This window comes from Paractinoplanes rhizophilus (assembly GCF_042664765.1).
Classification (GTDB): Bacteria; Actinomycetota; Actinomycetes; order Mycobacteriales; family Micromonosporaceae; genus Actinoplanes; species Actinoplanes rhizophilus.
In genome coordinates this window covers 1-12,863 of the sequence record NZ_JBHTBJ010000027.1, presented here as the reverse complement: position 1 = coordinate 12,863, position 12,863 = coordinate 1, and the positions used below count along the sequence as shown (strand labels likewise).

At 70.0% G+C, this 12,863-nt stretch carries 16 protein-coding genes and 3 tRNA genes; 14 read left to right on the top strand and 5 right to left on the bottom strand.

The window, feature by feature from the left end:
• Positions 1–8 precede the first annotated feature (8 nt).
• Positions 9–257 (bottom strand): hypothetical protein, encoded by a 249-nt coding sequence (locus tag ACFQS1_RS28290; protein ID WP_378974097.1) that lies wholly within the window; start codon positions 255–257, stop codon positions 9–11.
• A 151-nt stretch (positions 258–408) separates the two neighbouring features.
• Between ACFQS1_RS28290 and ACFQS1_RS28285 the strand changes: the two genes are divergently transcribed.
• Complete coding sequence (locus ACFQS1_RS28285) at positions 409–828, top strand: PaaI family thioesterase (protein ID WP_378974095.1); 420 nt, start codon at positions 409–411, stop codon at positions 826–828.
• 63 nt (positions 829–891) lie between these two features.
• A complete protein-coding gene (locus ACFQS1_RS28280) occupies positions 892–1,281 on the top strand; it encodes a hypothetical protein (RefSeq protein WP_378974093.1) in 390 nt (129 codons plus the stop codon).
• A gap of 45 nt (positions 1,282–1,326) precedes the next feature.
• Here the strand turns inward: ACFQS1_RS28280 and ACFQS1_RS28275 are convergent, their stop codons facing one another.
• Positions 1,327–1,635, bottom strand: a complete 309-nt coding sequence (locus tag ACFQS1_RS28275) for a hypothetical protein (RefSeq protein WP_378974091.1) — start codon at positions 1,633–1,635, stop codon at positions 1,327–1,329.
• 47 nt (positions 1,636–1,682) lie between these two features.
• On the opposite strand from ACFQS1_RS28275, the gene ACFQS1_RS28270 reads away from it, so the two are divergent.
• Positions 1,683–1,859: a hypothetical protein gene (locus ACFQS1_RS28270; RefSeq protein ID WP_378974089.1), complete on the top strand. Its 177-nt coding sequence runs from the start codon at positions 1,683–1,685 to the stop codon at positions 1,857–1,859.
• 132 nt (positions 1,860–1,991) lie between these two features.
• Positions 1,992–2,504, top strand: coding sequence for a hypothetical protein (locus tag ACFQS1_RS28265; protein ID WP_378974087.1), 513 nt, complete (start codon positions 1,992–1,994; stop codon positions 2,502–2,504).
• A 151-nt stretch (positions 2,505–2,655) separates the two neighbouring features.
• Here the strand turns inward: ACFQS1_RS28265 and ACFQS1_RS28260 are convergent, their stop codons facing one another.
• The gene (locus ACFQS1_RS28260) at positions 2,656–3,981 is read right to left on the bottom strand and encodes a cryptochrome/photolyase family protein (protein ID WP_378974085.1); all 1,326 of its coding nucleotides are present in this window, start codon (positions 3,979–3,981) and stop codon (positions 2,656–2,658) included.
• Positions 3,978–4,880: a phytoene/squalene synthase family protein gene (locus ACFQS1_RS28255; protein ID WP_378974083.1), complete on the bottom strand. Its 903-nt coding sequence runs from the start codon at positions 4,878–4,880 to the stop codon at positions 3,978–3,980. The genes ACFQS1_RS28260 and ACFQS1_RS28255 overlap by 4 nt, the downstream gene beginning before the upstream one ends.
• A 39-nt stretch (positions 4,881–4,919) precedes the next feature.
• Between ACFQS1_RS28255 and ACFQS1_RS28250 the strand changes: the two genes are divergently transcribed.
• The 10 genes from ACFQS1_RS28250 to ACFQS1_RS28205 all read left to right on the top strand — a co-directional run bounded on the left by ACFQS1_RS28250 (position 4,920) and on the right by ACFQS1_RS28205 (position 11,390).
• On the top strand, positions 4,920–6,059 hold the full coding sequence (locus tag ACFQS1_RS28250) for a polyprenyl synthetase family protein (protein WP_378974081.1): 1,140 nt from the start codon (positions 4,920–4,922) through the stop codon (positions 6,057–6,059).
• 8 nt (positions 6,060–6,067) lie between these two features.
• On the top strand, positions 6,068–7,540 hold the full coding sequence (gene crtI / locus ACFQS1_RS28245; protein ID WP_378974079.1) for a phytoene desaturase family protein: 1,473 nt from the start codon (positions 6,068–6,070) through the stop codon (positions 7,538–7,540).
• Positions 7,537–8,139, top strand: coding sequence for an isopentenyl-diphosphate Delta-isomerase (gene idi, locus ACFQS1_RS28240; RefSeq protein WP_378974077.1), 603 nt, complete (start codon positions 7,537–7,539; stop codon positions 8,137–8,139). Before crtI ends, idi begins: the two co-directional genes overlap by 4 nt.
• Entirely contained in the window at positions 8,129–9,103 is a 975-nt protein-coding gene (locus tag ACFQS1_RS28235) for a MerR family transcriptional regulator (protein ID WP_378974075.1), read from the top strand. The genes idi and ACFQS1_RS28235 overlap by 11 nt, the downstream gene beginning before the upstream one ends.
• A 138-nt stretch (positions 9,104–9,241) precedes the next feature.
• A tRNA-Glu gene (locus ACFQS1_RS28230) sits at positions 9,242–9,314 on the top strand.
• Between the two features lie 63 nt (positions 9,315–9,377).
• Positions 9,378–9,451: transfer RNA gene (locus tag ACFQS1_RS28225), tRNA-Asp, on the top strand.
• A gap of 13 nt (positions 9,452–9,464) precedes the next feature.
• Positions 9,465–9,538 (top strand) — tRNA-Phe (locus ACFQS1_RS28220).
• Positions 9,539–10,080: 542 nt separating this feature from the next.
• Positions 10,081–10,320, top strand: a complete 240-nt coding sequence (locus ACFQS1_RS28215; RefSeq protein ID WP_378974073.1) for a hypothetical protein — start codon at positions 10,081–10,083, stop codon at positions 10,318–10,320.
• 265 nt (positions 10,321–10,585) lie between these two features.
• Entirely contained in the window at positions 10,586–10,783 is a 198-nt protein-coding gene (locus ACFQS1_RS28210) for a hypothetical protein (RefSeq protein ID WP_378974071.1), read from the top strand.
• A 37-nt stretch (positions 10,784–10,820) separates the two neighbouring features.
• Entirely contained in the window at positions 10,821–11,390 is a 570-nt protein-coding gene (locus ACFQS1_RS28205) for a hypothetical protein (protein ID WP_378974069.1), read from the top strand.
• Between the two features lie 6 nt (positions 11,391–11,396).
• Here the strand turns inward: ACFQS1_RS28205 and ACFQS1_RS28200 are convergent, their stop codons facing one another.
• Complete coding sequence (locus tag ACFQS1_RS28200) at positions 11,397–12,437, bottom strand: serine hydrolase domain-containing protein (RefSeq protein ID WP_378974067.1); 1,041 nt, start codon at positions 12,435–12,437, stop codon at positions 11,397–11,399.
• Positions 12,438–12,863: the final 426 nt, after the last annotated feature.

The window sequence follows — 12,863 nt, the reverse complement described above, 5'->3', positions numbered from 1 at the left end:
GAACGCGCTCAGGCCTGCGGCGGAACGCCGCCGTCGCCGTCCACGATCGCGTCCGGGTTGCCGTCCTGGTCGAGGTCGACCATGGTGATGTCGACCTTGCCGTCGCCGTCGGTGTCGAACTGGAACAGGTCGGGCTTGCCGTCGCCGTCGGTGTCGGACACCCAGACGTCGGGCTTGCCGTCGCCGGTCGTGTCGTTGGCGATCAGATCGACGCGGTCGTCGCCGCGCGTCTCCACGGTCTCCTGGGGCTCGCTCATCGAATCTCCTCAAGGCCCGGCTCGGTCATGCCGGAAGGGGTCTGTCGTGACCAGCAGGACAGACCCTAGGACCACCGAGCCACCCGCGCGACCTGGGGTCTGTGATCGAAGTCGCTGGAAAGCCCGGAACCGGCAGGTAACGTTCCCCTTCATGGATATCGCGGCCGATGCCCTGCAGAATCTGCTCTCCTCCGGGGGCGGCGGTGAGCTGGGCAAGCGCATGGGCATCGAGCTCGAGGAAGCCAGCGCCGAGCGGGTGGTCGGCACCATGCCGGTCGAGGGCAACACCCAGCCGTACGGGCTGCTGCACGGCGGCGCCTCGTGCGTGCTGGCCGAGACGCTCGGCTCGGTCGGCGCGGTGCTGCACGGGCAGACGGTGGACCGCCCGTTCGCGGTGGGTGTCGACATCAACGCCACCCATCACAAGGGCACCCGCTCCGGCCGGGTGACCGGGGTGGCGACGCCGGTGCACCGGGGACGCACCATGACGACCTACGAGGTGGTCATCACCGACGACTCCGGGGAGCGCCTCTGCACCGCCCGGATCACCTGTCTTCTTCGCGGAGCGTGAAATCCCGTTGCTTGTCGACCCGTGGACGAGCGTTCCTTGACCGATCCACGTACCTTTCTTCACGTGACGGAGGTACCACAGCACGCTTTCGACGACGCGGCGCTCGTTCTGCAGAGTGCGCTCAGCGGCGACAGTGATGCCGTGGTCGGCACGTTCGACGCGGTCGTCGACCGATCCGGCGTGGTCGGGGCGTGGGATGTCGCCTGGTGCCTGGCGGCCACCATGGTCGGCCAGGTCCCGCTCGGCGGCGCCTGGACGCTCGACTTCCCCGGCATCGACGACGCGCGGTACGACAAGCGCTGGGTGGCCCGTTTCGTCAGCGCGTACGTGAACGGCGACGTCCCCACCGGCGAGGCCCTCTTCGGCGCGGCGATCGCCGACGGCCAGCTCCCGGACTGCCTGCTGGCCCTGGCGGGCTCGACGGTCGCCACCCTGCGCCATCGCGCGGCCTAGCCCTGGCTCGTCCGGGGAAATGGCCGGCTTGTCGTGAGACGCCGCCTAGCTTTTCTTGAGATAGAGCGCCTTCGCGTACTGCGTGGCCGCCGCCTCGTTGTACATCGCCGCCTGCGCCATGTACCACTCGTTGTCGGAGATCGCCTTGCGCGCCTGGCTCGTCCCTGACCAGCGGATGTCGGCGTCGACCAGGGACATGCCGCGCGCCTTGAACTGCCGGCGCATCGCCGCCTTGCCGGACTGGAACGCCTCGGCCGCCTCCTCGGCCTGTTTCATGGCGGCGAAGGCCTTTTCGCTCAGCGCCTCCGCCAAGGTCCACGCCGCCTGTTCCGCCGCATTCGTGAATGTCAGCACGCCGTCCTCCTCGAAGCCGCCCGTCCGAAGGTCGTGAACAACCCTCGATGCTGCTGCTGATCGATCTCGACAACACTCTTATCGACCGCCGCGCGGCCTTCAAGGGCTGGGCGGAGTCCCGCTTCGGCCAATCCGAGGTTCCGTGGCTGGTCGAGGCCGACCGGGACGGCCACGAGAGCCGGCCTCGCGTACCGTCCGGCCGTTACCGGGGACGACCGGGATGATCACGCTCCGGCATGTCCTGTCGGCCACCTGACCCGGGCTGCCTTTCCGCCTCCAAGGTTCCGCCGGATCTCCGACGGGGCATGGACAAAGGGCCCATGCGCGGTGCCGTTGCGGCACGCCAAGGTGTACCAGTGACCTCACCGCAGACGTCCCGTCGAGGAGCGTTCGTCGCGCCGGCGCTGCTGTTCGTGGCGTTGCTCGGCGGCGCGATGTTCTTCGGCCTCCTGGCAATGTCCGGAAAGTACGAAAAGGACGTCCCGGCGGATTCCGCGGCCGTGGCCGGTACGCCGTCCAAGGCGGTGCCCGCCGCGAGAACGATCTCCACCACCGGCCCGGCGCGCGCCCCGCGTGCGACGGCCGATCCGCCCGAGTCGCACATCCCGCAACGGAGCGCGACGCCCCCGTCACCCCCGTCGGCGGTGGACGCGTCCGAGCACGCGCGCCTGATGGCCGCGCTGCCGCGCAAGCCGGTGCCGGGCCGCACGGCTTACCCGATTGTCGGCGCGTACTGCACCCCAGCCGGCGCGATGGCCCGCACCGCCGACGGCGCCGTCGTGGTCTGCGACGGCTTGGCCAGGCGCGACTCGCAGGGCAAGGGGGCCGTGGACGACAAGAACCGCTGGCAAGACGCCGACCACAACTGAGCGGCCGGAAGCGGCGAGCGGCCGAGCCTGTGAAACGGCCGTCCTGAGTGGACCGCCCAGCGGGACGCGAGGCCCGCCGGCCCGGCGATCTTGACGGACGCAACGGGCCGGCGAGCCCCGCCAGACCCGCCCGGGCGTACCGGGCGGGGGGTCACGGCCGCAGCCACACCGCCTCGTCGCGGTGGGACTCCAGCGGGCCCGGATAATCCAGTCGTCGGCGCGCCCCGTCGGGCAGGCGCCACGGCTCGTGGACGGCCGGGCCGTCGATGCTCGCGAGCTCGGGTATGTAGCGCCGAACGTACACGCCTTCGGGGTCGAACCGGCGGGCCTGGCGGATCGGATTGAACCGGCGGTAGGGCCGGGTGTCGTTCCCGGTGCCGGCCACCCATTGCCAATTGCCCGAGTTGTTCGGCACGTCGCCGTCGAGCAGCCAGCGGCCGAACCAGCGCAGCCCGTGCCGCCAGTCGACGCCCAGGTGCTTGGTGAGGAACGCGGCGGTGATCAGCCGGGCGCGATTGTGCATCCAGCCCTCGGCCCGCAGTTGCCGCATCCCGGCGTCGACGATCGGGACCCCGGTGCGCCCCTCCTGCCAGTGCGTCAGCGCCTCGGGATCGTCGCGCCACTCGTCGCCCGCATTGGGCCGGAAGGGTGTCGTGGCGATGCGCGGAAAGGTGTTGGCCACCTGGTAGTAGAAGTCGCGCCAGCAGAGCTGCCGCAGAAACGGCTCGGCGTCGCGCGCCGTCGCGGCGCCGGCCAGGGCCCGGGGCGACAGACAACCGAAGCGTAGATAGGGGCTGAGCCGGCTGGTGCCGTCCCCCGGCAGGTCGTCGTGCCGTTCCCCGAACGCGTCGATGTCGCGCAACCACGCGGTGAGCCGCCGCCGGCCCGCGCTCTCGCCACCCGCCGCGGCCTCGGGCGATTCTCCGGACGGCATCGCCGGCAGGTGCCCGGCCGCGACGTCCGGCAGCGTGATCGTGCCCGGCGTGGCCACCTCGTCGCGCCACTTGGCCGTGGTCCAGGCGCGGTGATAGGGCGTGAAGACCCGGTAGGCGCTCCCGCCGCCGCCCGGCCGCAGTTCGCCCGGGTCGACGATCGTCACCCCGGGAAAGAGGCGAAGCGAGACTCGCTCCCGGTCGCAGGCGTCGCGCAGGCGACGTTCCCGATTTTTCGCGTACGCCGTGACGTCCGCGGCCACGCCGAGCATCGTCGCCCCGACCTCGCGGGCGAGCTTCATCGCCTCCTCGACCGGGTCGCCGGCGCGCAACACGAGGTCACCCCCGCGAGCGCGCAAGGACGTACGCAAATCGGCCAGCGACTGATGCAGGAAGCGCGACCGGTTCGGCGAGAGCCGGCCGAGCCCGGGATCGAGCACGAAGAGCGGCACGACCTGGTCGGCGTTGGCGCACGCCGCGGCCAGGGCCGGGTTGTCGTGCACCCGCAGGTCACGGGTGAGCAGCACCACCGCGGTACGGCTCATGGGTGCACCGGCGTGCCCGGGCGGGTGAGCAGGCTGCGGACGGCGACCGAGGCGCGCCGGCTGCTCGGCACCGTCGCGCGGCGGGCGAAGATGTCGTACCCCGCCGCCTCCACTTCGTCGAGGATCCCGCCGTAGAGCCGGTACGCCGTCCGCATGCAGGCCTGGGAGGCGGGGTCGAGCAGGGGGATGCCCGGGGCGGCGAACGCGTAATGGCGTCGGGCCCTGCTGACCTCGTACGCGATCAGGCTCTTGACCTTGGGGTTGTCCGGCCGCAGATCGTCGCGCGTGAGGCCGAACCGGGCCAGATCGGCCAGCGGGAGATAGACGCGGCCGCGCTCCAGATCCTCGGCGACGTCCCGGATGAAGTTGGTGAGCTGGAACGCCAGGCCCAACTGACGGGCGGGCTCGCGCGCCGCGATCCGGTCGGAGGTGCCGAGGATCGGCAGCATCATGGTGCCGATCACCGCGGCCGACCCCTCCATGTATTCGAGCAGGTCGTCGTAGGTCTCGTAGGACGTGATCGTCAGATCCATCGCCATGCAACGCAGGAACGTCGCGAAGTCGGCCACGTCCAGGTCGAAGACCGCGATCGTGTGCAGCACGGCCGGCAGCAGGGGGTCGTCGACCGGCTCGCCGCGCAGGCCGGCCACGAAGGTCTCGGACCACTCGGTCAGCCGCGCGGCGCGTTCCGCGGGCGGCAGCGCCTCGGTGCGATCGACGATCTCGTCGGCGTAGCGCGTGAATCCATAGAGCGCGTGTACATGGCGACGCTTCCAAGTGGGCAATAGGCGAGTCGCCAGGTAGTAGGTGCGGCCGTGTTGCCGGTGCAGCGCTCGGCAGCGCTCGTAGGCGCTGGCCAGGTCCGCTTCCACGGGGTCCTCTTTCCCAAATCGACGCATGAATCGACGCAACTTCAAACCTAGGGTACGGTAAATCTCGTGGCCAATGACACCCTCGAGCAGAATCGCCGCCATCCGATACCGACGCAGCCCACCCGCGGCTCCGGCACGCTGCTCGACGCCATCGAGGGCACCCTCGCCGATTTCCTCGCCGCGCAGATCGCCGCGCTCGACGCGGTCGACCCGGCGCTCGGCGGGCTCGCCCGCACCACCCGCGACCTGGTGCTGGTGGGCGGGAAGAGGCTGCGGCCGACATTCGCCTACTGGGGCTGGCGCGGGGTCTCGGCCGAGCCGATCGAGCCGGTGCTGCCCGCGCTGGCCGCGCTCGAGCTGATGCACACGTTCGCCCTGGTCCACGACGACGTGATGGACGACTCGGCGACGCGCCGCGGGCGGCCGACGGCGCACCGGATCTTCGAGCGGCAGCACGGCGCCCGGTTCGGCAAGTCGGCGGCGATCCTGGTCGGCGACCTGTGCCTGGTCTGGGCCGATCAGCTGATCGCCCGCGCGCCGCTGCCGGCCGCGACGCTGTTCGGGGTGCGGGCGCGTTATGACCGCATGCGGGTCGAGGCGGTGGCGGGGCAGTATCTGGACATTCTCGGCGAGTCGTCGGCGGACGGGTGGTCGGTGGATCGGGCGCTGCTGGTGGCGCGGCTCAAGACGGCCAGCTACACGGTGCAGCGCCCGTTGCAGTTCGGCCTGGCGCTGGCCGGCCCCTCGTCGCCGGAGACCCTGGACACTGCCTACGAGCGGTACGGCTCGCTGGTCGGTGAGGCGTTTCAGCTGCGTGACGACCTGCTCGGGGTGTTCGGCGACCCGTCGGTCACCGGCAAGCCGGCCGGCGACGATCTGCGCACCGGCAAGCCGACCGCCCTGTTGCTGCTCGCCCGCCGGCTCGCCACCCCGGCGCAGCTCGCTCTGCTGAAAACCGTCTCTCTTCCCGACGCCGCCGGTCTTTCCGGCGCCGCCCGTCTTTCCGGCGCCGCCGGTCTTTCCGACGCCGATATCGGTGCGGTTGCCGAGGTCATCGCCGAAACCGGTGCGGTGGCCCGGGTCGAGTCGATGATCCGGGAGCGGGTCGCCGAGGCCGTTGCCGCGCTGGCCGCGGCGCCCATCGCCGCCGAGGCCCGGGCCGCCCTGATCGAGCTCGCGGTCCGCGCCACCGAGCGCCCGGCATGATGTCCGGCATGCGATTCGTGACGGGTCCGACCGATCGGGTGGTCGTGGTGGGTGCGGGGCTGGGCGGTCTGGCGTGCGCGCTGCACCTGGCCGCGGCCGGGCGCCAGGTCACGGTGATCGAGCGCGAATCGGTTCCGGGCGGACGGGCCGGGCGGCTCAGCGTCGACGGGTACGAGTTCGACACCGGCCCCACCGTGCTGACCATGCCGGAGCTGATCGAGGAACCGCTCGCCGCCGTCGGGGAGAGCCTGGCCGACTGGCTGGAGTTGCGCCCGCTCGACCCGGCATATCGGGCGTACTACCCGGACGGCTCCACCCTGGACGTCCGCACCGACACCGTGCGGATGGCCGCCGAGATCTCCCGGGTGTGCGGGCCGCGCGAGGCCGACGGATACCTGCGCTTCGTGGACTTCGCCCGCAAGCTCTGGCTGCTCGAACGCGACCACTTCATCGGCCGCAACCTCGACACCCCGCTCGACCTGGTCAACCTCAATCTGCTCAAGCTGCTCGGCATGGGCGGGTTCCGCCGCCTCCAGCCCAAGATCGCGTCGTTCTTCCGGGACCCGCGCACCCAGCGCGTCTTCTCGTTCCAGGCGATGTATGCCGGGCTTGCGCCGCACGACGCCCTCGCGATCTACGCGGTGATCGCGTACCTCGACTCGGTTGCCGGGGTCTACTACCCCAAGGGCGGCATGCACGCGGTTCCGCGCGCGCTCGCGGGGGCGGCCGAGAAGCACGGGGTGGAGTTCCGCTACGACACCGCCGTGACGCAGGTGGATGTCTCGGGCGGCCGGGCCACCGGAGTGCGCACGGCCGACGGCTCGCGCATCCCGGCCGATGTCGTCGTGCTCAACCCCGATCTGCCGATCGCTTATCGCGATCTTCTGCCCGCGGCCGTGCCGCGCCGGCTGCGTTACTCACCGTCGTGCGTGGTGCTGCATGTGGGGTCCAAGCACGCGTACGGGAAGATCGCGCACCACAACATTCACTTCGGCGCCCACTGGAAGCGCACGTTCGACGAGGTGATCCGCGACGGGATGCTGATGAGCGATCCGTCGCTGCTGGTCACCAACCCGACCCACACCGAGCCGTCGCCGGCCGGCCAGTCGTACTACGTGCTTGCCCCGGCGCCGAACCTGGTCAGCGGGCCGATGAACTGGCGAGGCGGGCTCGCAACGCGCTACGCCGACTCGCTGTTGCGCACGCTGGAGAGGCGCGGATACGTGGGCTTCCGGGACGGCATCGAGGTCATGCGGATCGTGACGCCCGAGGACTGGGCCGCGCAGGGAATGGCGGCCGGCACGCCGTTCGCGGCGGCGCACACGTTCGGGCAGACCGGGCCGTTCCGGCCGAGTAACCTGCACCCGGTCTTTCCGAACGTGGTGTTCACCGGGTCCGGAACGCAACCGGGCGTGGGGGTGCCGATGGTGCTGATCTCGGGAAAGCTGGCGGCCTCGCGGATCACGGGGGTTTTGCGGTGACGGCTCGCGAGTCGCATCTGGTGGAGCTCGTCGACGTTTCCGGCAGTCCAGTCGGGTCGTCGACGGTGCTCGACGCGCATCGGTCGCCCGGATCGCTGCATCGGGCCTTCTCGGTCTTTCTGCGCGATCCCGATGGCCGGGTGCTGCTGCAGCAGCGGGCCGCGGTCAAGACCCGGTTTCCGCTGCGGTGGGCCAACACCTGCTGTGGGCACCCGGCGCCCGGCGAGGACGTCGCCGCGGCGGCCGGGCGGCGGCTGGCGGAGGAACTCGGGATCGAGGGGGTTTCGCTGACGCCGGTGGGGGTCTACACCTATCGGGCCGTGGATCCCGCGTCCTCGCGGGTCGAGCACGAGTACGACCACGTGCTGCTCGGCGACCTGCCGGCCGGGATGCGGGTGACGCCCGAGCCGTCGGAGGTGGCCGAGGTGCGGTGGATCCCGGTGTCGGCGCTCGAGGCCGGGCTTGCCGCGGACCCCGGGTCGTACGCGCCGTGGCTGGCCGGGGTGACCGGGTGCCTGATCTCGTATCTTGACGGGTCGCTCGTGCCGCGGCCGTCGGCATCGCACGACGAGGCTCCGGAGCGGTCGGTTGGGCGATGAGGCGCTGAGCGCCGGTGCGGTGGCCCGTCGCTTGGGGGTGGCGGTCACCACCCTGCGGACCTGGCATCAGCGGTACGGGTTGGGTCCGTCCCGGCATGAGCCCGGGCAGCATCGGCGGTATACGGCTCAGGATCTCGACCGGCTCGAGGTGATGCTGCGGCTGACTTCGCAGGGGGTGGCGCCGGCTGAGGCGGCTGCTTGGGCGCGGCGGTCGGAGCGTTTTCCTGGCCCTTCTGGCTCCCGTGGCCCCTCCGTCTCCGGTGGCGTTTCTGGCTCCGGTGGCGTTTCTGGCTCCGGCGGCCCTTCTGAATCTGTTGGCCCTTCTGAATCTGTCGGCGGGCGGGCCATTCGGCTCGGAGACGCCGGGCTCGCCGCGCGGGGGCTCGACCGGGCCGCCATGCGCCTCGACGCGCCCGTGATGCGGGCCGTCCTCGAGGCGGCCGTCGGGGCGTGGGGAGTCATCCGGGCCTGGGAGGATATGGCGATGCCGGTGCTCGTCGGGATCGGCGAGCGACACCAGGCCACCAACCGCTTCGTCGAGGTCGAGCACCTCATCTCGCGCTGCGTCAGCGAGGTGCTCGGCGCCGTGCCCCGGCCGCGGCCCGCCTCCCCTGTGCGGGTTCTCCTCGCCGCCGCCGACGAGGAGCAGCACACCCTTCCACTGGAAGCCCTCGCCGCCGCCTTGGCGCAGGCCGGCGTGCCGGCCCGGATGCTGGGCGGACGCGTACCCCCGCTCGCCCTCGACGACGCCATCACCCGCACCGGCCCCGCCGTGGTCGTCCTCTGGTCCCAAATCGGCGAAACCGGCGACCCCGCCCAGCTGGCCCGCGTCGCCTCGCACGCCCACCCACCGCTGCTGGTCGCCGCCGGCGGCCCGGGATGGCGCCCGCCGCTGCCCCCCGGCGTGGTCCAGCTCACCACTCTCGCCGAGGCCGCAGAACTCGTATCCACCGCTGTCCAGTGACGTTTTCGCAGGTCAGAGCGGATCGGGATACCGGTTTGGAGACGGGGCCGTCGATCACGTATGCTTTCCAAGCCTCAAGCGGGGCCCGGTTGGGGTCTACGCCGCTCAGTGTCGCAGACGTGCCATACTGGCGGAGTTGCCCTCATCGTCTAGTGGCCCAGGACGCCGCCCTTTCAAGGCGGTAGCACGGGTTCGAATCCCGTTGGGGGCACTGGTAAGTTGGTAGCGCGAGCTGCCGATAAGCCAAGCGCTGCATAGCGGCGTCGCACAGCAAGGTCCTGTGGAGCAGTTGGAGTGCTCGCCGCCCTGTCAAGGCGGAGGTCGCGGGTTCAAGTCCCGTCAGGACCGCAAGCAACACCAAGGCCAGGTAGCTCAGTTGGTACGAGCGTCCGACTGAAAATCGGAAGGTCGGCGGTTCGACCCCGCCCCTGGCCACGAGTCTGGGGCTGCACTGTGCTCACACAAACCGTGAGCCTTGCAGCCTCGTCCTATTTGGCGCGACTTCGTCGCGCGTAGCGGGGGCTACGCCACCCGCACCCCCTCTGCCGGATGGTCACGCGCCGTCGTTGGCTGCGGTGGCTCGTTGCGACTTCGTCGCTCAGAGGCAGGCGTTGGGCCTTCGCCCGGCATCCGTGCCCGGCATCCGTGCCCGTACCCTCCGTCGGCCACCGGCACCCGCACGCTGAGCCTCGTACCCGGTACCCCGCGCCGCGCGCCCCGCGCCCCGCGCGCCCCGCGCGCCCGCGCCCCGCGCGCCCGCGCTCCGGATTCTGCGACCCTGCACCCTGCACCCTGCGCCCGGCACCCGCGCCGGCATCGGCGGCGGGCGTCTCGCGGTCTTGGTTGGCTGGGGTCACACGAATGGGTTTGGTGGGGTTGGGTCTGACGTTTGGGGGGTGTCATGAGACTAGTATTGGCGCATGGAGTCGCTTGGCGAAGACCTTCGGCGCACTAGCCGGCAGGTGGAGGCTTATGCGGTGTCCGAGCTCGTCATCCGGGTGGGTGCGCACAGTCTTCGCCGCTTGCCGGTGGCCGAGCGCAAGGGGATCGAGGTTCGCGAGCTTCGCCGGGCGATCGTCTTCGTGGCCGAGGCGCACCAGGGCTGCGCGGTGCCGAAGTGCGTCAGCTGCGAGGCGATTCGCAACGGGCTGGCGGTGGCGCTCGCGGTGGTCCGCGCGGAGGCGGACGGCGGCTTCGAGGAGTCGATGCGCGACTGACCCCTGCCTCATCTTCAGTCGCGGCTGCCGGCTAGAATCGAACACTAGTTCGAATCTGCTCCGGGCACGCCTGGCAGCGGTTGGAGTTCGGGTGGCTTGAGGCCGTAGCGAAGAGGATGCTGGACAGCGCAAGGAGAGCAATGGAGACCGCGTCTTGTCGCAACAGTGTGAGAGTGTGGTCGTCAGCCGCGCTGGACTGCCACGGTCTCCACGAGAGCGGTGGTTTGTTCAGCGAGCGCACGTCGAAGAGCGGAAGCGGGATCTGATGTCATCCAAGACAGATCAGAGCGACGTCGTCGAGTTGACGCCTGAGCAGGGCAGAGAGCTCTTTGACAGACGCGCGCGCAAGCTGCTCGGCATCACCGGCGACGAGTTCCTGGCTCGCTGGGATTCCGGCGACTTCATGAACTCGGACGATCCCAAGGTCTCCTCGCTGGCGGTTCTCATCCCGTTCACCCGGTAGCGATTCTTATCCCCGTCGACCCGTAGGACCAAGCCCGGTGCCTGGCAAGAACCCCACAGACGCCTTCTACGCCTTCCAGCGCCCGCTACAGCAAGACCTGTCCTGCATCACGCGGGACATCGTCGTGACGAGTCCGGGCGGTCGACATGAGCTCGATAGCGTCCACAGCCTCTCGCTCGCCGGCGGGCCGATCCTGCTCACGGCCGAGGGCCTACAACTCGACATGGGCCTCCAGTACGAGATCATCAAAACCGGTGAGACCGGCAAGATGGCGTACCGATGCACTACCAGGGCGTACGCCTACACGTTTCTGAACGAGGAAGACAACGCCCTGTACGCGTGGCACTGGCATCCGTTCGGCAACAGCAGCTACGTCGAGCCTCACGCGCACCCCTTCAGCATTGACCCGCGGCTACTACCGTCGCGTGCGCATTTCCCGACCGGGCGCACCTCGCTCGAGGAAGTCGTCCGGTTCGCCATTGACCAGTTGCACGTCGAGGTCCTCCGTGACGACTGGGACAAGGTGTTGGCGCTGAATGAGGCGAAGTTCGAGCTCCACCGCAGCTGGCGTGACCCACACGAGGCACCGAGGCCGGCATCCGCGTGAACGCGGTCAGAGTGGGATCGCCTGGTGTATGGCCTGCTCTATGCGGTCGACGGCGGCGAAGTCGCCCAAGCGTCTGGTTACGTAGGCGATCGCCAGGCCGCGTGCGGGGTCTGCCCAGCCGGCGTTGCCGCCGAGGCCGCCCTGGCCCCAGGTGCCGTCGGGCTCTATCTGGACTCCGAGGCCCCACGTGACCTCCTGCTCGATGAAGAGGTCGACGCCAGTGTGCTGGGGAATTGCCAAGGCGGGGAGCCGGCCGTCGAGGACTGCTGCGTAGAAGCGGGCGATGGCCATCGAGGTCGCGTGGATGTTGACTCCGGGGACGGCGGCGGAACGCCACAGCGGGGAGTTGATTACCGCCAGGTCGCGGGCGCCGGGCGGGTTCGATACGGCCCGCGCGTGGACGGAACCGGGGCGGCCGATCATCTGGGCCGGCCAGTCGGGGGAGTCGAACTCGAGGTCGGCGCAGCGGGACTGGTCCTCCCCGGACAGGGCGAAGGCCAGGTCGAGGTGAAAGGGGCCGGCGAGCTCTTCGGCTACGAACTGGGCGGGTGGGCGACCGTCTACCTGCCGGACCAGCTCGCCGAGAAGGTGGCCATAGGTGAGGGCATGTTCGGCGGCGACGGTGCCGGGCTCCCATTCGGGAGTGGCATTGGCGAGGTCGTTGCAGAGCAGCTCCCAATCGGACCAGGCCTCAACCGGCCGGGGGACCGGGAAGGCCGGCAGGGCGGCCAGGTGCGCGAGCAGATCCCGTACGGAAGCTGGGGTCTGGAAAGACGGCCAGTAAGTCGCCGTCGGCGCCGGCAGCTCGACCAGCCCGCGTTGTTCCAGGAGAAGGACGGCGGCGGCCATGATCGGCTTGCCGACCGAGTAGATGTTGACCAGGGTCTGCGGGTCCCAGGGGCGGGTGTGCGCTGCGTCGCGCCAGCCCTCGTGGACGTCCACCACGGGCGTGCCATGGTGGAGGACGGTCAGGGCGGAGCCGCCTCGGGGAGCGGCGGCGAAGGCGTCGGCGACGGCCTCGAAGCCTGGTGCGATGAAGCCCTTCATGTGGCGCACGGTAGTCGCTGGCGTGGCAGGAGTCCCGGTTCCGCGGCGCTGAGCTGGGGTTATGCGGGACAGTGGTACCCGATTTGGAGCCCGGAGAACGACGCTGTAATGTTTTCCGAGCCGGCAGGGACGCGGACGAGTGAGCGGAGAGATCCGCAGCGGCCGTCCTGCCAAATCCTTCGAACTACGGAACGCAGTCATGCTGCGCGTCCGTCGCGGGGGAGGTACTAGGGCAGATGGGGTGCAACCGGGAGAAACCGGTTGACGATCACCGGAAGACCTAGTAAGGTTGAACGAGTGCCCCGAGGGTGGTTTTACTTCGGGTGTGGTTGTTCTTTGAGAACTCAACAGGGTGCTTGTAAAGCCAGTGCCAATTAGATTTACCCCCGGCACAGTTTTTGTGCTGGATTCCTTTGGCAACTTTTG

Coding starts and splice junctions, on each gene's coding strand:
- ACFQS1_RS28285 (WP_378974095.1), top strand. CDS start 409: ATGGATATCGCGGCCGATGCCCTGCAGAATCTGCTCTCCTCCGGGGGC.
- ACFQS1_RS28260 (WP_378974085.1), bottom strand. CDS start 3,981: ATGAGCCGTACCGCGGTGGTGCTGCTCACCCGTGACCTGCGGGTGCAC.
- ACFQS1_RS28210 (WP_378974071.1), top strand. CDS start 10,586: ATGTCATCCAAGACAGATCAGAGCGACGTCGTCGAGTTGACGCCTGAG.
- crtI (WP_378974079.1), top strand. CDS start 6,068: ATGCGATTCGTGACGGGTCCGACCGATCGGGTGGTCGTGGTGGGTGCG.
- ACFQS1_RS28270 (WP_378974089.1), top strand. CDS start 1,683: ATGCTGCTGCTGATCGATCTCGACAACACTCTTATCGACCGCCGCGCG.
- ACFQS1_RS28200 (WP_378974067.1), bottom strand. CDS start 12,437: ATGAAGGGCTTCATCGCACCAGGCTTCGAGGCCGTCGCCGACGCCTTC.
- ACFQS1_RS28290 (WP_378974097.1), bottom strand. CDS start 257: ATGAGCGAGCCCCAGGAGACCGTGGAGACGCGCGGCGACGACCGCGTC.
- ACFQS1_RS28255 (WP_378974083.1), bottom strand. CDS start 4,880: ATGCGTCGATTTGGGAAAGAGGACCCCGTGGAAGCGGACCTGGCCAGC.